At 73.1% G+C, this 22,385-nt stretch carries 19 protein-coding genes; 13 read left to right on the forward strand and 6 right to left on the reverse strand.

Annotated elements, in window-relative coordinates:
• Positions 1-95: 95 nt before the first annotated feature.
• Positions 96-2,228, reverse strand: a complete 2,133-nt coding sequence (locus ABGB05_RS12045) for a molybdopterin oxidoreductase family protein (protein ID WP_347653325.1) — start codon at positions 2,226-2,228, stop codon at positions 96-98.
• Positions 2,229-2,421: 193 nt separating this feature from the next.
• On the opposite strand from ABGB05_RS12045, the gene ABGB05_RS12050 reads away from it, so the two are divergent.
• From ABGB05_RS12050 to glmM, 5 genes are all read left to right on the forward strand, one after another.
• On the forward strand, positions 2,422-3,123 hold the full coding sequence (locus ABGB05_RS12050) for a methyltransferase domain-containing protein (RefSeq protein ID WP_347653326.1): 702 nt from the start codon (positions 2,422-2,424) through the stop codon (positions 3,121-3,123).
• A gap of 115 nt (positions 3,124-3,238) precedes the next feature.
• A complete protein-coding gene (locus ABGB05_RS12055) occupies positions 3,239-4,675 on the forward strand; it encodes a nitrate/nitrite transporter (protein ID WP_347653327.1) in 1,437 nt (478 codons plus the stop codon).
• A 336-nt stretch (positions 4,676-5,011) separates the two neighbouring features.
• Positions 5,012-5,455: a 50S ribosomal protein L13 gene (gene rplM / locus ABGB05_RS12060; protein ID WP_347653328.1), complete on the forward strand. Its 444-nt coding sequence runs from the start codon at positions 5,012-5,014 to the stop codon at positions 5,453-5,455.
• Between the two features lie 20 nt (positions 5,456-5,475).
• On the forward strand, positions 5,476-5,928 hold the full coding sequence (gene rpsI, locus ABGB05_RS12065) for a 30S ribosomal protein S9 (protein WP_347653329.1): 453 nt from the start codon (positions 5,476-5,478) through the stop codon (positions 5,926-5,928).
• Positions 5,929-6,066: 138 nt separating this feature from the next.
• Entirely contained in the window at positions 6,067-7,419 is a 1,353-nt protein-coding gene (gene glmM / locus ABGB05_RS12070) for a phosphoglucosamine mutase (protein ID WP_347653330.1), read from the forward strand.
• 51 nt (positions 7,420-7,470) lie between these two features.
• Here the strand turns inward: glmM and ABGB05_RS12075 are convergent, their stop codons facing one another.
• Both ABGB05_RS12075 and ABGB05_RS12080 read right to left on the reverse strand, forming a co-directional pair.
• Positions 7,471-8,214, reverse strand: coding sequence for an ABC transporter ATP-binding protein (locus ABGB05_RS12075; protein WP_347653331.1), 744 nt, complete (start codon positions 8,212-8,214; stop codon positions 7,471-7,473).
• A gap of 2 nt (positions 8,215-8,216) precedes the next feature.
• A complete protein-coding gene (locus ABGB05_RS12080; RefSeq protein ID WP_347653332.1) occupies positions 8,217-11,054 on the reverse strand; it encodes an FtsX-like permease family protein in 2,838 nt (945 codons plus the stop codon).
• 107 nt (positions 11,055-11,161) lie between these two features.
• Between ABGB05_RS12080 and ABGB05_RS12085 the strand changes: the two genes are divergently transcribed.
• On the forward strand, positions 11,162-11,773 hold the full coding sequence (locus ABGB05_RS12085; RefSeq protein WP_347653333.1) for a PadR family transcriptional regulator: 612 nt from the start codon (positions 11,162-11,164) through the stop codon (positions 11,771-11,773).
• Positions 11,774-11,826: 53 nt separating this feature from the next.
• Here ABGB05_RS12085 and ABGB05_RS12090 read toward each other — a convergent pair whose 3' ends face one another.
• Together ABGB05_RS12090 and ABGB05_RS12095 are read right to left on the reverse strand one after the other, a co-directional pair.
• Positions 11,827-13,023 carry a pyridoxal phosphate-dependent aminotransferase gene (locus ABGB05_RS12090; RefSeq protein ID WP_347653334.1) on the reverse strand — a complete coding sequence of 399 codons (1,197 nt, stop codon included), beginning with the start codon at positions 13,021-13,023 and terminating at the stop codon, positions 11,827-11,829.
• A gap of 4 nt (positions 13,024-13,027) precedes the next feature.
• Positions 13,028-13,906 carry a hypothetical protein gene (locus ABGB05_RS12095; protein WP_347653335.1) on the reverse strand — a complete coding sequence of 293 codons (879 nt, stop codon included), beginning with the start codon at positions 13,904-13,906 and terminating at the stop codon, positions 13,028-13,030.
• Between the two features lie 244 nt (positions 13,907-14,150).
• On the opposite strand from ABGB05_RS12095, the gene glmS reads away from it, so the two are divergent.
• From glmS to ung, 7 genes are all read left to right on the forward strand, one after another.
• Complete coding sequence (gene glmS / locus ABGB05_RS12100; protein WP_347653336.1) at positions 14,151-16,067, forward strand: glutamine--fructose-6-phosphate transaminase (isomerizing); 1,917 nt, start codon at positions 14,151-14,153, stop codon at positions 16,065-16,067.
• Positions 16,068-16,108: 41 nt separating this feature from the next.
• Positions 16,109-16,477, forward strand: coding sequence for a holo-ACP synthase (locus ABGB05_RS12105; RefSeq protein WP_347653337.1), 369 nt, complete (start codon positions 16,109-16,111; stop codon positions 16,475-16,477).
• Positions 16,478-16,514: 37 nt separating this feature from the next.
• On the forward strand, positions 16,515-17,984 hold the full coding sequence (locus tag ABGB05_RS12110) for an NAD(P)H-hydrate dehydratase (protein WP_347653338.1): 1,470 nt from the start codon (positions 16,515-16,517) through the stop codon (positions 17,982-17,984).
• A gap of 79 nt (positions 17,985-18,063) precedes the next feature.
• On the forward strand, positions 18,064-19,182 hold the full coding sequence (alr, locus tag ABGB05_RS12115; protein ID WP_347653339.1) for an alanine racemase: 1,119 nt from the start codon (positions 18,064-18,066) through the stop codon (positions 19,180-19,182).
• 104 nt (positions 19,183-19,286) lie between these two features.
• Positions 19,287-20,372: an alpha/beta hydrolase gene (locus ABGB05_RS12120; RefSeq protein WP_347653417.1), complete on the forward strand. Its 1,086-nt coding sequence runs from the start codon at positions 19,287-19,289 to the stop codon at positions 20,370-20,372.
• Positions 20,365-20,865 (forward strand): tRNA (adenosine(37)-N6)-threonylcarbamoyltransferase complex ATPase subunit type 1 TsaE, encoded by a 501-nt coding sequence (tsaE, locus tag ABGB05_RS12125; RefSeq protein ID WP_347653340.1) that lies wholly within the window; start codon positions 20,365-20,367, stop codon positions 20,863-20,865. Before ABGB05_RS12120 ends, tsaE begins: the two co-directional genes overlap by 8 nt.
• 76 nt (positions 20,866-20,941) lie before the next feature.
• The gene (ung, locus tag ABGB05_RS12130; protein WP_347653341.1) at positions 20,942-21,676 is read left to right on the forward strand and encodes a uracil-DNA glycosylase; all 735 of its coding nucleotides are present in this window, start codon (positions 20,942-20,944) and stop codon (positions 21,674-21,676) included.
• A gap of 1 nt (position 21,677) precedes the next feature.
• Here ung and ABGB05_RS12135 read toward each other — a convergent pair whose 3' ends face one another.
• Complete coding sequence (locus ABGB05_RS12135; protein ID WP_347653342.1) at positions 21,678-22,373, reverse strand: helix-turn-helix transcriptional regulator; 696 nt, start codon at positions 22,371-22,373, stop codon at positions 21,678-21,680.
• Positions 22,374-22,385 lie beyond the last annotated feature (12 nt).

Genomic DNA, 22,385 nt, shown 5'->3' on the forward strand with positions numbered 1-22,385 from the left:
CTCGCTCGTTCCCGTCCGTCCTCCACACCCCTGGTCCACGCCCTCGTGGACCCCGCTTCTGTCGCGCCCCCACCGCCGTTGCGCCCCGACCTCGTTCAGACCTTCTCGACCCGGACCGCGCAGACCTTGAACTCCGGCATCCGGGAGACCGGGTCGAGGGCGTCGCTGGTCACCGAGTTGATCCGGGCCGTACCCGCCCAGTGGAACGGGGCGAAGACGGTGTCCGGGCGGATCGTCGGACTCAACCGCGCCGGGGCCCGCATCTCGCCGCGCCGGCTGGTCACCCGTACCTCGTCGCCGTCGTCGACGCCGAGCCGGGCCGCCAGGTCGGGGTGCAGCTCCACGAAGGCGTTCGGCGCGGCCCGACGCAGCGGGTCGATCCGCCGGGTCTGCGCCCCCGACTGGTACTGCGCCAGCACCCGGCCGGTGGTGAGGTACACCGGATAGTCCGGGCACACCTCCTCGGCGACCGGCCGGTGTTCCACCGGCACGAACCGGGCCCGGCCGTCCGGGGTGGGGAACCGGTCGGTGAACATGCGCGGCGTGCCCGGCCGGTCCTGTGCGGCACAGGGCCAGAAGACCCCCTGCTCGGCGTCGATCCGGTCCCAGCTGATCCCCGAGTAGTCGGCGATCCCGCCCGCCGACGCCCGGCGCAGTTCGGCGAAGACCTCGTCCGGCTCGGTCGGGAACCGGGGCCCGGCACCGACCGTCGAGGGCGGATCGAGCCGGTCCGCCAGCTCGGCGAGGATCGCCAGGTCGGTCCGGACCCCCGGCGGCGGCGGACGCAGCGCCCGGCGGCGCAGCACCCGGCCCTCCAGGTTGGTCATCGTGCCGTCCTCCTCGGCCCACTGCGCGGTGGGCAGCACCACGTCGGCGAGCTCGGCGGTCTCGGAGCGGACGAAGTCGGCGACGACCAGCAGGTCGAGGGCGCGTAGCCGGTCGGTGACCCGGGCTGCCCGGGGCGCCGAGACCACCGGGTTGGAGCCGAAGACCAGCAGCGCCTTCGGGCCGTCGGCGGTGCCGAGCGCGTCCAGCAGCTCGTACGCCGACACACCCGGCCCGGGCAGCGCCTCCGGCGCGACCCCCCAGACGCCGGCGACGTGCTCCCGGGCCGCCGGGTCGTCGATCCGTCGGTAGCCGGGAAGCTGGTCGGCCTTCTGCCCGTGCTCCCGGCCACCCTGGCCGTTGCCCTGGCCGGTGAGGCAGCCGTACCCGGAACCGGGGCGGCCGGGCAGCCCGAGCGCCAGGGCCAGGTTGATGAAGGCGCTGACGGTGTCGACGCCCTTGGCGTGCTGCTCGGCGCCGCGCGCGGTCAGGATGACCGCCCGTTCGGCGGTGCCGAGCGCCCGGGCCGCCGCCTCCAGGTCGGCCACCGGCACCCCGGAGAGCTGCTCGACCCGGGCCGGCCAGTAGCCGGCCGCGACCCGGCGGACCTCGTCGAATCCGGTGGTCCGGGCGGCGATGTAGTCCTTGTCGAGCAGGCCCTCGGCCAGGGCGATGTGCAGCAGCGCGTTGCCGACCGCGAGGTCGGTGCCCGGGGTGGGCTGCAGGTGCAGGTCGGCCTGCCGGGCGGTCGCGGTGGCCCGGGGGTCGACCACGATCAGGGTGCCGCCGCGCTGCCGCTGCTCCACCAGGTAGCGGACCAGCGGCGGCATCGTCTCGGCGACGTTGGCGCCGACCAGCAGCAGGGTGTCGGCGGTGCCGAGGTCGGCCAGTGGAAAGGGCAGCCCCCGGTCGACGCCGAAGGCCCGCATCCCGGCGGCCGCCGCCGAGGACATGCAGAACCGTCCGTTGTAGTCGATGTTCCGGGTGCCGAGCGCCACCCGGGCGAACTTGCCGAGCGCGTACGCCTTCTCGTTGGTGAGGCCGCCGCCGCCGAAGACCGCCACCGCGTCCCGGCCGTACGTCTGCTGTACGCCGCGGATCCCGCCTTCGATCCGGTCCAGTGCCTCGGCCCAGCTCGCCGGGCGCAGCTCGGCGCCGGGACGGTCCCGTAGCAGCGGGGTGGTGAGCCGGTCCGGGTGGTCGAGGAGTTCGGCGGCGGTCCAGCCCTTCTGACAGAGCCCGCCGCGGTTGGTGGGGAACTGCCGGGGCAGTACCTCGACCCGGCCGCCGGGCCCGGCGGCGCGCAGCGTCATGCCACACTGCAGGGCACAGTACGGGCAGTGCGTGGCGACGTCCTGGGACACATCACCCGAATGCGTCGCAGCTCGTGCACCGTCTGTCATGTCCGGAAGCGTGCCGGCGGCCGGTTTCACTGCCGGGTCCCGTGTGTTTCGGGCCTGTCAAGAGCCGCTCACACAGAGCCGGGGCAGCCGGTCGGCCGGTATCCCGGTGGCACGATGGTGGCGCCGACCCCGGCCGGGACTAAGATCGGCTTCGGTATCTGGGACCGATCTTCCACCTGTCAGGAGAAGCGTGATGGCGGTGGCCTCCCTCTTCGACGCGGCGGCCGGCACGTACGACGAATCCCGGCGTCGGCTGCTGCCCTGCTTCGACGACTTCTACGGCACGGCGGTGGAGGTGGCCGCCCCGCCGCTGCGCCGCGCGCTCGCCTCCGGACGTGTCCCGACGGTGCTCGACCTCGGCGCCGGCACCGGACTACTCACCCTGCTGCTCGCCGGTGCGGTGCCCGGAATCCGGTCGACCCTGCTCGACGCGGCGCCGGCGATGCTCGCGGTCGCCGAGGGGCACCTCGTCCGGCGCGGCATGCCGTACACGACGGTCGTCGCCGACCTGGCCGGGCCGCTGCCCGGCGGGCCGTACGACGCGGTCGTCTCGGCCCTGGCCATCCACCACCTGGACGACGTCACCAAGCGCGACCTGTACCGGCGGATCCGGCAGGTCCTGGTGCCCGGCGGCGTCTTCGTCAACGCCGACCAGGTCGCCGGCCCGACCCCCGACCTCGACCTGCGCTACGACGAGGTGTGGCAGGCGCAGATCACCGCGCTCGGCGCCACCGAGGAGGAGATCGCCGGCGCCCGGCAGCGGATGGCGCACGACCGGCCGGCCCCGGTGCCGGACCAGTGCCGCTGGCTGGGCGAGGCCGGTTTCGTCGGCGTCGACTGTTTCTACAAGGCGTGGCGGTTCGCCGTCTTCGGCGGCCGGCGCGAACTGGACTGAGGTCGTCGGGCGGGCCCGTCTCACCACCTGGCCGGACGGGTCGTGCGCGGACCGTTGCCGGCCCGACCCGTGACGCGAACGGTCGGGAAACCGCCGACTCCTACGTTCGGGCGGCATGACCGACACCGCCGCCCGTACGGGCACGACGGCCGCTCCCGGCGGCACCGACAGTACGGCCACCGCCCCGGCGGTGCATCCCACCGAGGCCAGCCCACCGGGTCGCCGGCACCAACTCGACGACTGGCGTCCGGAGGACCCGGACTTCTGGCGTACCACCGGGGCGCCGATCGCCCGGCGCAACCTGATCGTTTCGATCACCTCGGAGCACATCGGCTTCTCCGTCTGGAGTCTCTGGTCGGTGATGGTGCTCTTCCTCGGCCCCGAGTACGGCATCGACCCGGCCGGCAAGTTCCTGCTCACCGCGGTACCGACCGCGCTCGGCGCGGCCCTGCGGCTGCCGTACACCCTGGCCGTGGCCCGGTTCGGGGGGCGGAACTGGACGATCGTCAGCGCCCTGCTGCTGCTCCTGCCGGCGGTGCCGATGACGATCCTGATCGAGCCGGGCGTGTCGTACGGCACGCTGATGGTGCTGGCCTGCCTCGCCGGGGTCGGCGGCGGCAACTTCGCCTCGTCGATGGCGAACATCAACCTCTTCTACCCGCAACGACTCAAGGGCTGGGCGCTCGGGCTGAACGCCGGCGGCGGCAACATCGGGGTCGCCGCGGTACAGCTGGTCGGGTTGGCGGTGCTGGCGACCGCGGGCGCCGCGTACCCGAGGCTGGTGCCGGCTGTCTACCTCCCGTTGATCGTGCTCGCCGCGCTCGCCTCGGCCCGGTACATGGACAACATCACCGGGGTCCGCAACGAGAAGCGCGCGATGCGGGAGGCCGCCCGTGACCCGCACACCTGGATCATGTCGGTGCTGTACATCGGCACCTTCGGCTCCTTCATCGGGTTCGGCTTCGCCTTCGGTCAGGTGCTCCAGGTGCAGTTCAGGGAGCAGTTCGCCACTCCGATCGACGCGGCGTACCTGACCTTCCTCGGGCCGCTGGTCGGCTCGTTGATCCGCCCGGTCGGCGGCTGGCTGGCCGACCGGTTCGGCGGGGCCCGGGTCACCCTCTGGAACTTCGCCGCGATGGCCGCCGGTGCGGCGCTGGTGTACTTCGCCTCCGGCGAGCGGTCGTTGCCGCTCTACCTGATCGGCTTCATCGGGCTCTTCGTCTTCTCCGGGGTGGGCAACGGGTCGACGTACAAGATGATCCCGGCGATCTTCCGGGCCAAGGCGGGGCTGGCGGTCTCGTCGGGCCGGCTCGACGCGGCCACCGCGCAGCGGCAGGCGTGGCGGCTCTCCGGAGCGTTGATCGGGATCGCCGGCGCGGTCGGCGCCTTCGGCGGTGTGCTGGTCAACATCGCCTTCCGGCAGTCGTTCCTGGCCTACCAGACCGCCGACGCGGCGTACCTCGCCTTCATCGTCTGGTACGCCCTCTGCTTCGCGGTCACCTGGGTGGTCTACCTCCGGCCGGCCCGCCGACACGCCCTGCCGGGGGTGTGACGAGAGGGGCGGCCGGAGTCGTCCCGCGCTCGATCTCGGCCGACCGCGTGCCGGGTGTCCGTGGCGCCGGAAAGGGCTGGTTCCGGACTGCCCGTGAGCTGGGCCCGGCGCCGGACCGGCTGGCCCGGGGTCGTTTTGACCCCGAGGCCGGCGACCGGGTATCGTTGCCTGCTGTTGTGTGACAAGCAATTTTTCACGTGACAGCCGAAAGCGTGCCGACAAGAGCGGACGTGCCCCGAGCAGGTGGTGCGGACGTACCTCAGGTACGCTTGGTCGTTCGTACGCGCCTGGCGACCGGTGCGTGACCCCAGACCGACGACGAGACAAGGTAGACCTGTGCGTACGTACAGCCCGAAGCCGGGTGAAATTGAGCGTCAGTGGCACGTCATCGACGCCTCTGACGTCGTGCTGGGCCGACTGGCCACCCACGCCGCCACGCTGCTGCGGGGCAAGCACAAGCCGACCTTCGCGCCGCACGTCGACACCGGTGACTTCGTCGTCATCGTCAACGCGGGCAAGGTGGCGCTGACCGGTAACAAGCGTCAGCAGAAGATCGCCTACCGGCACTCCGGCTACCCGGGCGGTCTGAAGCAGGTCCGCTACGAGGAGCTGCTGGCCAAGCGTCCCGACCGGGCCATCGAGCTGGCCGTCAAGGGCATGCTGCCGCACAACAAGCTCGGCCGTCAGCTGATCAAGAAGCTGAAGGTCTACGCCGGTGCCGAGCACCCGCACGCCGCGCAGCAGCCGGTGCCGTTCGAGATCAAGCAGATCGCGCAGTGAGCGCGGGCGAAGGAAACAGCATGACCGACACCATCGCGACCGCCGACGCTCCGGTGCCCGCCCCGGTGGTCCGGGCCCCGCGCGGCGACCGCCCGATCCAGACCGTGGGCCGCCGCAAGGAGGCGATTGTCCGGGTCCGGATCGTCCCCGGCAGCGGCAAGATCACCTGCAACGGCCGTGAGCTGGAGGCGTACTTCCCCAGCAAGGTCCACCAGCAGCTGATCAAGGAGCCGCTGGTGACCGCCGAGAAGGCCGAGGCCTTCGACGTGATCGCCAACCTCCGTGGCGGCGGCATCACCGGCCAGGCCGGTGCGCTGCGGCTCGCCATCGCCCGGGCCCTGATCACGAACGACCCGGACGACCGCCCCGCCCTCAAGAAGGCCGGCTTCCTCACCCGGGACGCCCGGGTCAAGGAGAGCAAGAAGTACGGTCTCAAGAAGGCCCGCAAGGCGCCCCAGTACTCGAAGCGTTGATCACCAGCTTCACACCTTTGTACTACTGACCGGACGGCCGGTACCGCCCCCCTTTCTGCGGTGGCGGTACCGGCCGTTCGGGCTTTCCAGGTCTTTCCAGGTCTTTTCCACGGGTGCGCTCTGACGGAGGTTTCAACCATGGGGCGGCTGTTCGGCACCGACGGCGTACGCGGACGCGCTAACGCCGACCTGACTCCCGAGCTGGCGCTCGCGGTGGCGGTCGCCGCCGCGCACACCCTCGCCGAGTCCGACCGCAGCCATCCGCCGCTCGCGGTGGTGGGCCGGGACACCCGGGCCAGCGGCGAGATGCTGGAGGCGGCGGTGGTCGCCGGACTGACCAGCGCGGGCGCCAACGTGGTCCGGGTCGGCGTGCTGCCGACCCCCGGGGTGGCCTTCCTGGTCAGCGAGGCCAAGGCGGACTTCGGGGTGATGCTCTCCGCCTCGCACAACCCGATGCCGGACAACGGGATCAAGCTCTTCGCCGCCGGCGGGCACAAGCTCCCCGACGAGATCGAACTGCGGATCGAGGCGGCCGTCGAGGCGAACGACACAGCCGGCTGGACCCGGCCGACCGGGGCCGCCATCGGCCGGGTGCACGACCTGCTGGACGGTGCCGAGCACTACGTACAGCACCTGGTCGGGACGGTGCCGCACCGCCTCGACGGGCTCAAGATCGTGGTCGACTGCGCGAACGGCGCCGCCTCGGAGGTCGCGCCGGTGGCGTACCGGGAGGCCGGCGCCGAGGTGATCGCGATCCACGCGGAACCGGACGGTCTCAACATCAACGACGAGTGCGGGTCGAACCACCTCGACGCGCTCCGCGCCGCGGTGCAGGAGCACGGGGCGGACCTCGGCATCGCGCACGACGGCGACGCGGACCGGTGTGTCGCGATCACCGCCGACGGCGACGAGGTCGACGGCGACCAGATCATGGCGATCCTCGCCCTCGCCATGCGGGAGGCCGGCACGCTGACCCGGGACACCCTGGTCGCGACGGTGATGAGCAACCTCGGCCTCCGCCTCGCCATGTCCGCGGCCGGCATCCGGCTGGTCGAGACCAAGGTCGGCGACCGGTACGTGCTGGAGGAGCTCCGGGCGTCCGGGCTGGCGCTCGGCGGCGAGCAGAGCGGCCACCTGGTGCTGCCCGCGTACGCCACCACCGGCGACGGGATCCTGACCGGGCTGCACCTGATGTCCCGGGTGGCGGCGACCGGCCGGTCCCTGGCCGAGCTGGCGTCGGTGGTGACGAAGCTGCCGCAGGTCCTGATCAACGTGCCGGTCGGGGACCGGACCGTGGGCGCCGGGGCGCAGGGGGTGCTCGACGAGGTCGCGCGGGCCGAGGCGGAACTGGGCGAGACCGGTCGGGTGCTGCTCCGCCCCTCCGGGACCGAACCACTGGTCCGGGTGATGGTCGAGGCACTGACCCTGGATCTCGCCCAGGAGATCGCCGAGCGGATCGCCGCCGAGGTCCGTGCCGCCAGCCCCTGCTGACGGCGCCCCGCCGGGTCTGACGGCGCTCCGGCTCTGACCTCCCACGAGCGGTCAGAGCCGGAGCTGGGTCGCCCGGTGCAGGGTTTCGGCCGGGTCGTCGCCGCCGGTGAGGTCGAGTTCCTCGGCGATCCGCCCGTCGCGCAGCCGGACCAGCCGGTCGCACCGGGCCGCCACGTGCTGCTCGTGGGTGGCGAGCACGATCGTCATCCCCCGCTCGTCGTGCAGCCGGAGCAGCAGGTCGATGATCTCCGCGCCGGTGGTCGAGTCGAGGTTGCCGGTCGGCTCGTCGGCGAGCAGCAGCGCCGGCTCGCCGATCAGCGCCCGGGCCACCGCGACCCGCTGTTGCTGACCGCCGGAGAGCTGGGCCGGCAGCGCCTGTTCCCGGCCGGCCAGGCCGACGGCGTCGAGCAGTTCGCGGGCGCGGGCGACCCGGTCGAACCCGACCCGGTACGGCAGCACCGGCGCGACCACGTTGTCCAGCGCGGTGAGCGCGGGCAGCAGGTGGTAGCGCTGGAAGACGAATCCCACGCTCCGGCGGTATCCGGCGAGGGCCCGCCGGGAGAGCCTGGTGATCTCCTGGCCGCCGACGACAACCGTGCCCTCGTCGGCCGCCTCCATCGCGCCGACCAGGTGCAGCAGGGTCGACTTCCCGGAGCCGCTCGGTCCGGTCAGCCCCACCACCGAACCGGCGGCGACCGCGAGCGACAGGTTGTCGAGCGCGACGATCGGGAGGTCGCCACTCCGGAACGTCTTGGTCAGGCCGGTGATCGTGATCGGGACCCCGGTGTTCGCCATGGTCACTCCTCCGCGAGCAGTTGGCCGGTGGGGATGCGGCGCAGCAGCGCCGCCGGGACGAGCGCCGCGAGGCAGGCGACCAGCGCCCCGGCGGCGGCGGTGCCCGCCCCGGTGAGCAGGACCCCGCCGGTCAGGTCACCGATCAGCACGGCGGCGCCGGCGAGCCCGAGCGCGCCACCGACCGCCGCGCCGAGCAGGCCGATCCCGATCCCCTCGTACGCGGCGAGCCGGGTCAGCGCGGCCTCGGTCCAGCCGGTGGCCCGCAGGGCCGCGAGCTCGGCCGACCGGTCGCGGATGTTCAGGTACAGCACGTCGGCGACGGCCGCCGCGCCGAGCAGCACGGTGGCGATCGCGGCGACCAGGTCGGTGGTCCGGACGGTCGCCGAGACGGTGTCGCCGAGCAGGCTGCCCAGCACGGTGTCCCGGAACGCGTGGTTGATCGCGGCGAGCACGGTCAGCGCGGCGACGCCGATGCCGAGGGCCGTCGCGCCGAGCAGGGCCCGTCCCGGCACCCGGACCAGGTTGGCCACGGCGAGTCCGAGTACGCCACGTACCCGTCGGGCCCGGCGCACCGGGGTGACCGCCGGGCGGAGGGCGGCGGCCGGGTGGGCCCGCGCGGCCCGCAGCGCCGGACCCGCACCGGCCACGACCGCGACCAGCAACGCCACCGGTACGGCGAGCAGCGCCCGCCGCCAGCCGACGTCGACGTCGAGGACGGCGCCGAGCGGGGCGGCGAGGAGCAGCGCCAGCAGCCCGGCGGCGAGCCCGATCAACGCGACCTCGCCGAGGATCGCCGCGGCGATCCGTCGGGCCGGCCAACCGAGGCAGGCGAGCACCGCCAGTTCGCCGCGACGGTCCCGGACGGCGGCGGAGACCGCGTTGGCCAGGAACAGCGTGCAGACGACCAGGACCAGCAGGAAGAGCACGACGCTCTTGCGGTCGACGGCCTGGACGATGACCGACGCCACGCCGATCGAGGACCAGCCCTCGGTCAGCCGCAGTTCCGGCCGGCCGAACGACCCGGCGGGCAGTTCGACGGTCTGCGGAGCCGGGGACGAGCCGAAGGTGACGTCCACGTCCAGCCCGGTACGTTCGGCGAGCTGGGCGGCGACCTGCCGGACCTGCTGTTCCGCCCCCTCGGTGTAGCCGTCCACCCCGGCGACCCGGACCCGGATCGCGCTGATCGGGGCCGCCGCCTGTTGGTCCTTGCGGCTCTCGAGCAGCTTCGACGCGCCGGCGAGGCTGGTCAGCAGCAGGGGAGGGCTGGAGAGGTAACCACCGGGGTTGCCACTCGGCAGCATCGGCCGGTCGCCGAGCGCGTCCCGGCTGTCCTGGTCGGCGCCGACCGCCGACGGCACCGCGTACGTCTCCAACGGGACCTCGGAGAGGGTGCTGAAGTCGGTCAGCCGTTCGGGGTCGAACATGCCCACCGGTGCCCAGGCCATGGGTTCGAGGAGGCTCGGGCCGTTGGGATCGGGCACGGCGAGCCGACGCATCGACCGGAAGGCGAGGTCGCCGGTGAGCCAGGGCACCAGGACGGTGCTGGACCCGTCGTTGCGATAGACCGTCGGGTCTCCCTCGGTGGGTCGGGGACGCAGGCTGCCGTCCGGCAGTTGGTCGTGGTCGACGGGTCCGGCCTGGACCAGCGGGCTCAGCCAGCCCCACAGGGTCGTCTCCCGCTCGATCGCGGTCCGGATGTCCTCCTGGTATCTCTCGACCAGTTCCACGCTGCCGCTACCAGTCGGTTCGCCGCCCTGCAGGGCGCCGAGCGTGCTGAGCAGTTCGGTCTGTTGCAGGCCGGCGACCCGGTCCGGGCGCAACCGGGTGTAGGTGGCGCTGACCGTGCCGTCGACGTACGGGCGGCTGGCGGCCAGCACCGGGAGGTTCTGCACGGTGTTGCCGAGCAGCGTGTCCTCGACGGTCACGTCCTGGGCGGTCAGCGGCCGGCCGTCGACCACCGCGTCGGCGAGGCCGACGAGCTTGTCCTCGGCCTCCGGCTCGACGGCGGCGAGCAGGAACGGGACGAGCCAGCGGACCGGTAGCACCAGCCGTTCGTCGACGGCGGGTTCTGCGGAGTCCGGGAGGGTCGGGTTGTACGGCGGGTTCTCGAACCGGCCGTCCGGCAGCAGGCGGACCGCATGCACCTCGCTGACGTCGGTTTCCGGGGCGGTACGGGTGGTGGTGGCCTCGGCCAGCGTGTTGCAGACCGGTTCGGTGTGCCCGTCCGGGAAGATCTCCCGGGGCGAGATGTAGCCGTTGGTGCAGGCGTTCAGCGGGTAACGTTCGCCGTCGGTGTAGAGGGTGTCCGCCCCGAAGCCGCCGTCCTCCACCATCGGATAGGCGAGCCGGTTGCGGGTCAGGTAGACGTACCGGGGCTTGGCGGCGGTCTTGGACAGGCCGCGTTCGCCCAGGAAGGTGGGGTCGACCCGGATCACCTGACGATCGGCGGTCGGGTCCACCGCGTCGGTGAGGTCGAAGTACGCGAACATCGGGTGGATCGTGTAGCCCAGCATCGCCACCGGCGCCGCGACGTCGACGCCGGGGGTCTGCCGGATCTGTTCGTACTGGGCGAGACTGATGCCGCCGTAGAGACCGGAGAGGTAGTTGGGGCGGACCACCCGGCGCTGCGTCTCGAGCGTGGTCTGGGTGCCGTTCGGCCGGACCAGGATGTCGTACGCGGCGCGGGTCTCGTACTGAACCTGCTCGGTGAGCCGCAGGTGGGCGGAGGTGGTGGCGTTGGTCAGCACCACAAAGCCGGTGGTCGCGACGAGCACGCCGGCGAGCAGGGCGAGCGACCGCCGGAGTCGGGCCCGCAGGTGTCGCCAGATGAATCCGAACACACCAGTTCTCCTCGGCTGTCGCAGAATCTTCCTCGGCCGCCGAAGACACTCTCCGCCATACATTGTCACAATGCAAGAGGCCGTGGATGCGGCCAGATGGGAGCGTTATGGCAATCCAGCACGCGGTGCTCGCGCTGCTCGTCGAGGGACGCAGCCACGGTTACGAGCTGAAGGGCGCCTTCGAGGCGGCGGTCGGTCCACAGTGGGGACCGTTGAACATCGGCCACCTCTACCAGATCCTCGACCGGCTCTCCCGGGACGAGCTGGTCCGCGCCGAGCGGCAGGCGCAGCCGGTCAAGCCGGACCGGGTGGTCTACGAGATCACCCCGGCCGGCCGGGCCGAGCTGGACCGGTGGCTGGCCGAGCCGAGTCCCCGCAGCGGCGGGTTCCGCGACGACTTCTTCCTGAAACTCACCGCCGCCGCCCGGTCCAATTCGGCCGGGGTGCTGCGTACCGTGCTCGCCAACCAGCGTGGTCACCTGCTGCGGGAGCTGCGCAATCTCGGCACGCTGCGCCGGGAGGCGACGGATCCGGTGGTCGGCCTGCTGCTCTCCGCCGCCGGTCGACACGTGGCGGCGGACCTGGCCTTCCTCGACGACGCCGAGGCCGCGCTGCTCGACGGGGACCGGATCCGCGCCCCGGCCCGCCCGGCCCACCGTACGGGCGGCGAGCCGACAGGCCGGAACGGTTCCGGTGCCGACCTCGCCGACAGCGCCTGAACCGGGACGACCGGCTGACCGGGGTGTCGGTCGGCCAGCGGCCCCGGCGGGGATCAGGCGGTCGCGGTTGCCAGCCCGCGCAGCCGGGAGACGGCCTCGGCCAGCACCTCGGGACGCTTGCAGAAGGCGAACCGGACCAGGCGGCGCCCGGCCTCGGTGCGGTCGTAGAAGACCTGGGTCGGCACCGCCACCACCCCGCACCGCTGCGGCAGCCGGCGGCAGAACTCCAGCCCGTCGTCCGCGCCGAGCGGGGTGATGTCGGCGGTGACGAAGTACGTCCCCTGTGGGCTCAGCACCCCGAACCCGGCGTCGGTCAGCCCGGCGACCAGCTGGTCCCGGCGTACCTGCAGGTCGGCCAGGAAGCCCTGGTAGTAGCTGTCCGGCAGGGCCAGCGCGACCGCGACCGCCGGTTGCAGCGGCGCCCCGTTGACATAGGTGAGGAACTGCTTCACCCGCAGCGTCGCGGCGACCAGCGGCGCCGGGCCGCTGGCCCAGCCGATCTTCCAGCCGGTGCAGGAGAAGGTCTTGCCGGCCGACGAGATCCGCAGCGTCCGCTCCCGCATCCCGGGCAGGGTGGCCAGCGGAACGTGCGGCACGCCGGCGTCGGTGAAGACGAGATGCTCGTAGACCTCGTCGGTGACCGCGTACGCGTCGTACTCCTGGCACAACTCGGCGATCAGGGCGAGTTCGTCGGCGGCGAAGACCTTGCCGGTCGGGTTGTGCGGCGAGTTGAGCAGCACCAGCCGGGTACGCGGCCCGAACGCGGCCCGCAGTTCGGCCGGGTCGAAGGCGTACCGCCCGTCGGGGCCGGGACGCAGTGTCACCGGTCGACGGACCGCGCCGGCCAGCGCGATCGACGCGGCGTACGAGTCGTAGTACGGCTCGAAGCAGACCACCTCGCCACCCGGTTCGGCCAGGCCGAGGATCGCGGCGGCGACCGCCTCGGTCGCCCCGGCGGTGACCAGCACCTCGCCGTCCGGGTCGTAGTCGAGCCCCCAGAACCGGCGCTGGTGCGCGGCGATCGCGGCACGCAGCGCGGGGATGCCCGGCCCCGGCGGGTACTGGTTCTGCCCGCCGCGCAGCGCCTCGACCGCCGCGGCCAGCATCTCGGCCGGGCCGTCCGTGTCCGGGAAGCCCTGGCCGAGATTGACCGCGCCGGTGCGGACCGCCAGCGCCGACATCTCGGCGAAGATGGTGGTGCCGAACGGCCGCATCCGGCGTACCAGGGGATCGCTGTCGGTCGTGGTCACCTCGTCACCCTAGGCCGGTGACGCCGCTTCGGTCGACGAGGCTGTAGCTGGAGGTGCTGACCTGGCTGCCCTCGTTGACCAGGTCCGTCATCCCCTTCATGAACCCGAACGGGGCCCAGCAGGCGAGGCCGCAGAGGCCGATGATCAGCACCACCCCGATCACCACAAGGGTGATGATCAGCCCCTTGTTGCTCTTCTTGGCGACGGGCGGCGGGAACTGCCCGGGCGCGCCCGGGTAGCCCTGCTGAGCGCCCGGGTAGCCCTGCTGTGCGCCCGGGTAGCCCTGCTGAGCGCCGGGGTAACCCTGCTGTGCGCCGGGGTAACCCTGCTGAGCAGGCGGGCCGGACTGCGGCGGGTAGACCCCGTAGCCGGTGTCCTGGTTCGGGACCCCGCTGGAGGGGTATGGCGAGGCCGGAGGCCCGGACTGCGGGTACGTCGCCGGAGGCCCGGACTGCGGGTACGTCGCGGCGGCGTCCTGGCCCGGCTGCGGGTAACCGGCCTGCTGCGGGGGCGTCGGGAAACCGGTGGCCGGCGACGCGTACGGGTTGGGCTGGGCGGTCGGCGCGTAGGGGTTGGCCTGTCCGCCCTGGCCGTACGTGGTCGGCTGGGCCGGCTGCCCGTGGCCCGGCTGCGGCGGGGCGAACTTCGCGGTCGGCTGGTTCTCCTCGGCGTCGGGGGTCGGCGGCGGGGCGAACCTGGCGGTCGGCGCGGCCAGGTCGTCAACCGGGCCCGGCTGCGGCGGCGGACTGAACCTCGCCGTCGGCTGGTGCTCCTCGTCGTCCGGAATGCCCGGCTGCAGCGGGGTGAACCGCGTGGTCGGCGGCTCCGGAGCCGCCGACGGGTCATACGGGTTGTACGAGGAGGGGGGCGGAGAGTCGGTCATCGGGTCTGGCTCCAGGTGCGGACAGCAGGGGTGGGCGGAGGTGGGTGCCGAGATCGGCGGGCCGATGCGCCAGTCACGGTACCCCGTCCCCGTCGCGCCCGATGTACCGGTGAAGGCCGGAGCTGCCGCCGCACGTGCTGCTCGTCCGGTTGATCCCGGGCGACACCGTAACGAGCAGGCAAGGTGATCAAACAGGCGCCTTTCGCGCACATCAGATGAGCGAATCTAGGTTAGGCTGCGGGCCATGTGTGGAATCGTGGGATACGCCGGCGCCAGGCCGGCGCTGGGCATCGTGCTGGACGGGTTGCGGCGGCTGGAGTACCGCGGCTACGACTCGGCCGGCGTGGCCGTCGTCTGCGACGACGAACTGCTGACCGAGAAGAAGGCCGGCAAGCTGGCCAACCTGGAGAAGGCGCTGGCCGAGCGGTCGGCGGCGGACCCGGATTCCGCCGGGTCGGCCCCGGCGCCCGGCATCGCCGCCGGCACCACCGGAATCGGCCACACCCGCTGGGCCACCCACGGCGGTCCCACCGACCGCAACGCGCACCCGCACCGCGCACACGACGGCCGGGTCGCGGTCATCCACAACGGCATCATCGAGAACTTCGCGAAGCTCCGGGCCGACCTGGAGGCCGACGGGGTCGAGTTCGTCAGCGACACCGACACCGAGTGCGCCGCGCACCTGCTCGCCGGGGAGCTGGACCGGCTGCGCGCCGCCGGCGAGCCGGAGGGCCCGCGACTGCTGGCCGCCGCGATGCGGCAGGTCTGCCAGCGGCTGGAGGGGGCGTTCACCCTGCTCGCCGTGGACTCCGGGATTCCCGGTGCGGTGGTCGGGGCCCGGCGCAACTCGCCGCTGGTGGTCGGCCGGGGAGCCGGGGAGAACTACCTGGCCAGCGACGTCTCCGCGTTCATCGAGCACACCCGGGAAGCGGTCGAACTCGGCCAGGACCAGGTCGTCCTGATCACCGCCGACGACATCGAGATCACCGACTTCGCCGGACACCCCGCCAGCGGCAAGGACTTCCACATCGACTGGGACGCCTCCGCCGCCGAGAAGGGCGGCTACGACTACTTCATGCTCAAGGAGATCGCCGAGCAGCCGCAGGCGGTCGCCGACACGCTGCTGGGCCGGCTCACCGAGACCGGTGAGATCGCCCTGGACGAGGTCCGCCTCACCGATCAGGACCTGCGGGACGTGGACAAGATCTTCATTGTCGCCTGCGGTACGGCGTACCACTCGGGAATGGTCGCCAAGTACGCCATCGAGCACTGGACCCGGATCCCCTGCGAGGTCGAGCTGGCCAGCGAGTTCCGCTACCGGGACCCGGTGCTGGACCGGTCCACGCTGGTGGTGGCGATCTCCCAGTCCGGCGAGACGATGGACACCCTGATGGCGCTGCGGCACGCCAAGGAGCAGAAGGCCCGGGTGCTGGCGATCTGCAACACCAACGGCTCCACCATCCCCCGCGAGTCCGACGCGGTGCTCTACACCCACGGCGGGCCGGAGATCGCGGTCGCCTCGACCAAGGCGTTCCTGACCCAGCTCGTCGCCTGCTACCTGATCGGCCTGCACCTGGCCCAGGTCCGCGGCATCAAGTACGCCGACGAGGTCGCCGCCGTGGTGGCCCAGTTGCAGGAGATGCCGGAAAAGCTGCGTCGGCTGCTCGACGGCATCGAGCCGGTCCGCGAGCTGGCCCGCGAGTTGAAGTCGGCGCCGCAGGTGCTCTTCATCGGCCGGCACGTCGGCTTCCCGGTCGCCCTCGAGGGGGCGCTCAAGCTCAAGGAGCTGGCCTACATGCACGCCGAGGGGTTCGCCGCCGGTGAGCTGAAGCACGGGCCGATAGCCCTGATCGACCAGGGGACCCCGGTGGTCTGCGTGGTGCCGTCTCCGGCCGGTCGGGGCGTACTGCACGACAAGATCGTCTCCAACATCCAGGAGATCCGTGCCCGGGGCGCCCGGACCATCGTGATCGCCGAGGAGGGCGACCAGGCCGTGGTGCCGTACGCGGACGACCTGATCTACGTGCCACGGACCCCGACCCTGCTCGCCCCGCTGGTCACCACCGTGCCGTTGCAGGTCCTCGCCTGCGAGATCGCGGCCGCCCGGGGACACGACGTGGACCAGCCCCGGAACCTGGCCAAGTCCGTCACCGTGGAGTAGGGCAGCCGTGGCCGGCGGCGGCCGCCGGTAGGGTGAATTTCGTGATCGTCGCAGTCGGCATCGACGTTGTCCTGGTCGACCGGTTCGCCCGGGCACTCGCCCGGACCCCGCTGCTGGCCGAGCGGCTCTTCACCGAGGCGGAGCGGATCACGGTCTCCGGCAACCCCCGCTCCGCCGAGTCGCTCGCCGCCCGGTTCGCCGCCAAGGAGGCGGTGGCCAAGGCGCTCGGCGCGCCGGTCGGGCTGCACTGGCACGACTGCGAGGTGGTTTCCGCCCCGGACGGCCGCCCGTGGTTGACCGTTTCCGGTACGGTCGCCGCCATCGCCGCCGAACGCGGGGTGCAACGCTGGCACCTCTCGTTGTCGCACGACGGCGGGATCGCCTCGGCGATGGTGGTCGCCGAACAGTGAGTGGTGACGGGACCGACGGAGCAGAGCGGGAGCGCCGATGAGATCCGCCTGGCGGGTGGCCGACGTACGCAACGCCGAGCAGGCCCTGATGGCCACCCTGCCGCCGGGCACGCTGATGCGGCGTGCCGCCGGTGGGCTGGCCGGACACTGCGCCCGGCTGCTCGCCGGACGCGGCGGAACGTACGGCGCCCCGGTGCTGCTGCTGGTCGGCTCCGGTGACAACGGCGGCGACACCCTGTACGCCGGGGCCCGGCTGGCCGGCCGGGGCGCCCAGGTCCTCGCCGTGCTGCTCAGTCCCGACCGGGTGCATCCCGACGGGCTGGCCGCGTTCCGGGCCGCCGGCGGCCGGACCGTGGAACGGCTGCCGGACCGGGCCGACCTGGTGCTCGACGGCATCGTCGGGATCGGCGGCACCGGTGGGCTGCGGGAGCCGGCGGCCCGACTGGTGGCCGGGCTGGCCACGCTGCGCGGCCGGGACGGGGGCCGGGCCAGCGTGGTGGCGGTCGACGTACCGAGCGGGGTCGCGGTCGACACCGGCGACGTCCCGCAGCCCTCGGAGTTGCCGACCGCGGTGACCGCCGATGTCACCGTCACCTTCGGCTGCCTCAAACCCGCCCTGGTGGTGGGCCCGGCCGCGGTCCACGCCGGCCGGGTCGAACTGGTCGACATCGGGCTGGGGCCGTGGTTGCGGGCCGATCCGGCGCTGCGGGTCACCGAGTGGTCGGACGTGACCGACTGGTGGCCCCGGGTCGGGCCGGAGGCGGAGAAGTACAGCCGGGGCGTGGTCGGGCTGGCGACCGGTTCGCGGACGTACCCGGGGGCGGCGGTGCTCTCCGTCGGCGGCGCGCTCGCCGGACCGACCGGCATGATCCGGTACGCCGGCGGCGCCCGGGACGAGGTGCTGCGGCACTACCCGTCGGTGGTCGCCACCGAGCGGGTCGGTGAGGCCGGCCGGGTGCAGGCCTGGGTCTGCGGCTCGGGACTCGGCACCGACGAGGCCGCCGCCACCGAACTGCGGTCGGTGCTCGCTGCCCCGGTGCCGGCGGTGCTGGACGCCGACGCGCTGACCCTGCTGGTCGACGGCTCGATGGCGAAGTGGCTGCGGCAGCGGGACGCCCCGATCGTGGTGACCCCGCACGATCGGGAGTACGCCCGGCTCTGCGGCGAGGCACCCGGCGCGGACCGGGTGGAGGCGGCGCTGCGGCTGGCCAGCTGGATGAAGGCGACGGTGCTGCTCAAGGGGGACCGGACGGTGGTCGCCACCCCGGACGGGCGGGCGGCGGTGAACCCGACCGGCACCTCCGCGCTGGCCACCGGCGGCACCGGCGACGTGCTGGCCGGCCTGCTCGGTTCGCTGCTCGCCGCCGGGCTGCCGACGGACCGGGCGGCGCTCACCGCGGCGTACCTGCACGGGCTGGCCGGCCGGGAGGCGGCCCGGCACGGCCCGGTGAGCGCCCCCGACGTGGTGGCCGGGCTGCGTCCGGTCGTCGCCGAGCTGCCCCGCTGAGCCGGGGCGGCGCGCGCGGGGCCCGGCGTTTGTCGTCCACCTCGCGTCAAGTCGATCTACTGCCCAGTAGGCTGGGCGCATGTGGCAGGCCGAGGTACGCGTCGACTTGGACGCGATCCGCGACAACGTGACCCGGCTCAAGGCCGGGACGACCGCCGAGCTGATGGCCGTGGTCAAGGCCGACGGGTACGGCCACGGCATGCTCCCGGTCGCGCGGGCCGCGCTCGACGCCGGGGCGGACTGGCTCGGCGTCTGCACCCTCGACGAGGCGCTGACCCTGCGCCGGGAGGGGATCTCCGCACCGGTGCTGGCCTGGCTGCTCGCCCCCGGGCTGCCGCTGCACGAGGGGGTCGCGGCCAAGGTGGACCTGGCCGCCGCCAGCGTCGCCCAGCTCGCCGAGCTGGTGGCCGCCGGGGAGCGGGCCGGTCAGCCCGTCCGGACCCACCTCAAGATCGACACTGGGTTGTCCCGGGGTGGTGCCACCGTCGACGACTGGCCGCAGCTGCTCGACGCCGCCGCGAAGGCCCAGGCCGAGGGCGTGGTCGAGGTGGTCGGGGTGTGGAGCCACCTGGTGTACGCCGACTCGCCCGGCCATCCCACCATCGACCGGCAGCTCGCGGTCTTCACCGAGGGCCTGGTCATGGCCGAGCGGGCCGGGCTGCGTCCCCGGTACCGGCACCTGGCGAACTCGGCGGCCACGCTGACCCGGCCCGACACCCACTTCGACCTGGTCCGACCGGGGATCGCCCTGTACGGGTTGTCGCCGGTGCCGGGGGAGCGGTTCGGGCTGCGGCCGGCGATGACCGCCCGGGCCCGGGTCACCCTGACCAAGCGGGTCCCGGCCGGCACCGGCGTCTCGTACGGGCACACCCACGTCACCGAGCGGGAGACGACGCTGGCGGTCGTACCGCTCGGCTACGCCGACGGGGTGCCCCGGCACGCCTCCAACCTCGGCCCGGTCCAGCTCGCCGGCCGGACCCGACGGATCGCCGGACGGGTCTGCATGGACCAGTTCGTCCTGGAGGTCGGCGACGACCCGGTGGCCCCGGGCGACGTGGCGACCCTGTTCGGGGACGGCAGCGACGGCGGGCCGACCGCCGACGACTGGGCCGAGGCGGTCGACACCATCAACTACGAGATCGTCACCCGGTTCGGCGGCGTCCGGGTGCCCCGGATCTACGACGGACGGCCGGCGTGAGCACCCGGCGCACCGCTGGCGGTGGCACCGGCACCCGACGGCCGGTCAGCACGCTGATTCCCGCCCAGCGCCAGCCGGCGAAGCGGTTCGCCGGCCGGAGCGGGCTGCTCCGGGTCGCCGGGATCATCGGCGCGGCGGCGGGGGTCGCGGCGGCCGGGATCGCCGCCGGGGTCGCCGCCGAGCGGGCGGTGGTACGCCGTTCCAAGGCCGCCCCCGGGGACCGGTACGCGGACGAGCCCTTCGGCGAGCTGCCGTACGACGAGTCGTGCCAGATCGAGACCGCGGACGGCACCGAGATCCACGTCGAGATGGTCGGTCCGCCACCCGGCCCGGGCCGGCCGACCCTGGTCTTCGTGCACGGGTTCTGCCTCGACATGGGGACCTTCCACTTCCAGCGCAGTGTCCTGACCCGGCGGGGCGAGGACCGGATGGTCTTCTACGACCAGCCCGGACACGGCCGGTCCGGGCGGCTGGAGTCGGGTGAGTACCACCTCGCCGCCCTGGGCGAGACGCTCCGGTCGGTGATCGACCGGACCGTGCCGAGCGGCCCGATGGTGCTGGTCGGGCACTCGATGGGCGGCATGACGATCATGGCGTTCGCCGAACGGTACCCGGAGATGTTCGGCGACCGGGTGGTCGGCACCGTGCTGATGGCCACCTCCGGCGGCCTGGTCGCGGAGACCAAGTTCGGCCTGCCGGCGATCATCGCCCGGGCCGGCGCGCCGCTGCTGCCGGTGGTCGACAACGCCACGAAACTCACCGGCACGGTGATCGACCGGGCCCGGCGGGCGTCGGCCAACCTCGCCTGGTTGCTCACCCGCCGGTACGGCTTCGGTACCCCGACCCCGAGCCCCGCCCTGGTCTCGTACGTGGAGCGGATGAACGCCCGGACCTCGACCGAGACGGTGGCCCGGTATCTGCGTACCCTCTATTCGCACGCCCGCTATCCGGCGCTGGCCGCGCTGCGGAACACCCCGACCCTGGTCATCGTCGGTGAGCGGGACATGATCACTCCGGTCACCCACTCCGAGGAGATCCTGCGCTGGCTGCCCGACGCCGAGTACGTCAAGGTGCCCGACAGCGGGCACGTGGTGATGCTCGAGCACGCCGACGAGGTGAACGAGGCGCTGCTGGACTTCCTCGACCGGCTGCCCGGACGAGCGACGACGGAGGCCGATCCGGATGACTGACGCGGTGCGTGGTGCCGAGCTGGTCCGTGACCTGCCCACGGTGGCCGACACCCGGGAGTTCGGGCGTCGGCTCGCCGACCTGCTGCGCCCCGGTGACCTGCTGGTCCTGGTCGGCCCGCTCGGCGCCGGCAAGACCGCCCTGGTCCAGGGGATCGCCGCCGGGCTGGGCGTGTTCGGCGACGTGACGTCCCCGACCTTCGTGATCGCCCGGGTGCACCGGCCGGACCGGTCCCGGGGCGGCCGGGTGACCCTGGTGCACGCGGACGCGTACCGGCTCGGGGACGCGGTCGACCCGCGTGCCGAGATCGACGACCTCGACCTGGACGCCTCGATGGACGAGGCGGTCACCGTGGTCGAGTGGGGCGAGGGCATGGTCGAGCAGTTGGCCGACGCGCATCTGCGGGTCCGGCTCGACCGGCGGGACGACGACACCCGGGAGGTCACGCTGATCCCGGTCGGCGGTGACTGGGCGCAGCGGCTCGGTTCGCTCTGAGGGCTCGGCTGGTCCGGTGTCACACCGGGCTTCTAGAGTGCGGGGAACGTTCGTGCACCCGAGAGGCGAGCCCCCGATGACCCTGGATTCTGCGGCGACCGGTTCTCCGGCGGCCCATGACCCGACGGCCCTGGACCTTCCGGCCCTGCTGCCGCCGGCCTGGCGTGCGGCGTTGGAGCCGCACCTCGACCCGGCGGTCACCGCCGCGCTGGGCGAGTTCGTCGCCGCGGAGTACGCGACCGAGACGGTCTTCCCGCCGCTTGAGGACCTCTTCGCCGCGTACCGGCTCTGTGGGCCGGAGCAGACCCGGGTGCTGATCCTGGGCCAGGACCCGTACCACAAGGCCGGCCAGGCGCACGGGCTCAGCTTCAGCGTGCGGGACGGGGTCAGCGTTCCGCCGTCGCTGCGCAACGTCTACAAGGAACTCGCCGAGGACCTGGGGGTGCCGGTCTCGCGCAGCGGCAACCTGACCCGCTGGGCGAGTCAGGGGGTGCTGCTGCTCAACGCGGTGTTGACCGTGCGGCAGGCCAAGCCGGGCTCCCACGCCAACAAGGGCTGGGAGGAGTTCACCGACGCGACCATCCGGGCCCTCGACGCCCGGTCGGAGCGGGTGGTCTTCCTGCTCTGGGGCGGGTACGCCCGCAAGAAGGCCGCCCTGGTCACCAATCCGGCGCACGTGGTGTTGGAGGCCGGTCACCCGAGCCCGATGAACCCGCGCGGCTTCCTCGGCAGCCGTCCGTTCAGCGCCGCCAACAAGGCCCTCGCCGATGCCGGCCTGCCGACGATCGACTGGGACCTGACCGCAGCCTGAGTCACCCGGCCTGCCGTTCGCGCCAACGGCGTAGTAGCGCGGCGGTGGCCGGGTCGGTCACCTCGACCAGCGCCAGCGGCACCACCTGGTAGCTCCGGCCGCCGTGCCGGACCTCGATGGTCTCCGGCAGCTCGTCGCACATCCGCGCCCGGACCACCCCGCCGACGACCCGCCACCGGTGCTCCCCGGGCTCGCGCGGATCGATCCGGACGAAGCCGAACTCCTCCCACCGGGCGTTCCACCGTTCGGCCCAGTTGCGGGTCAGCCAGGCCGTGAACTGGTCGGCGTCGGACCAGCGGACGTTGATCTCCAGGTCGTCGTCGGGCAGCGGCGCGCCCTGCAGCAGCGCCGCCGTGCTCCCGGTCCAGACGTACGGCAACTCGCCGAGCCGGTCGGCCATCAGGTCGAGGCGGAGGTCGCCGATGCGTTCGGTGGTGGGCGACCGGCGCAGTTCGTCGATCCGCGCGTCGAGGTGGGCGTCGAGCGGCTCGACGCGGAAGGCGAGCTGCAGGTCGAGCGCGGCGAAGAGCCGTTCCAGCATCGGCAGGCCCGGCGCCCGGGATCCCTGCTCGATCCGGGTGATCGTCGACTGGTTCAGGCCCGTACGCTCGGCCAGCCCGGCCTGGGTGAGACCGTGGCGTTCCCGTTGCTGGCGCAGGGTCGCGGCGAGCAGCGCGGTCAGGCGGGAGTGGGGCATCCCCGGATATTG

The organism is Plantactinospora sp. B5E13, assembly GCF_039871775.1.
In the GTDB taxonomy this organism is placed as follows: Bacteria; Actinomycetota; Actinomycetes; order Mycobacteriales; family Micromonosporaceae; genus Plantactinospora.